This window comes from Streptomyces sp. SID13726, assembly GCF_010548375.1.
GTDB lineage: Bacteria > Actinomycetota > Actinomycetes > Streptomycetales > Streptomycetaceae > Streptomyces.
In genome coordinates this window covers 1-394 of the sequence record NZ_JAAGLY010000791.1, presented here as the reverse complement: position 1 = coordinate 394, position 394 = coordinate 1, and the positions used below count along the sequence as shown (strand labels likewise).

At 73.1% G+C, this 394-nt stretch carries 2 protein-coding genes; both read left to right on the top strand.

Annotated features, from left to right (window positions below; genetic code table 11):
* Positions 1-199: hypothetical protein (locus G3I78_RS50325; protein WP_203616620.1), on the top strand; the 199-nt coding region annotated here is incomplete at its 5' end.
* Between the two features lie 32 nt (positions 200-231).
* On the top strand, positions 232-394 hold a 163-nt coding region (locus G3I78_RS53065), incomplete at its 3' end, for a hypothetical protein (protein WP_164437373.1).

Genomic DNA, 394 nt, shown 5'->3' with positions numbered 1-394 from the left:
GCACGTGTACAAGTTCAACAAGGACGGCGCCGCTCTTGACCTGCTCGAGGGTGTCCACCTCGGCGGCGGGTCGCGCGGGACCGGGGGCAGCGCCAGCGCTGCCGCCGCCCCGCTCGTCCCGGACCTGGCCAGCGGGCCGTGGGTCACCGGCACCTCCCTGCCCACGACGAGCGCTGCCACGCACGGCACGCCCGTCTGACCGGTCCTCCGGACCAGCAAGAGGTTTCGATCATGGCCACTTCCGTACCCTCCCCTACCCAGATCCAGGCCGGATTCCCTGCCGGCACCGTGCTCGGCTACCCCCGCATCGGGCGCCGCCGCGAGCTCAAGAAGGCCGTCGAGGCGTTCTGGGCCGGGCGCACGAGCGCCGACGAGCTCGAGACCACGGCCCGCG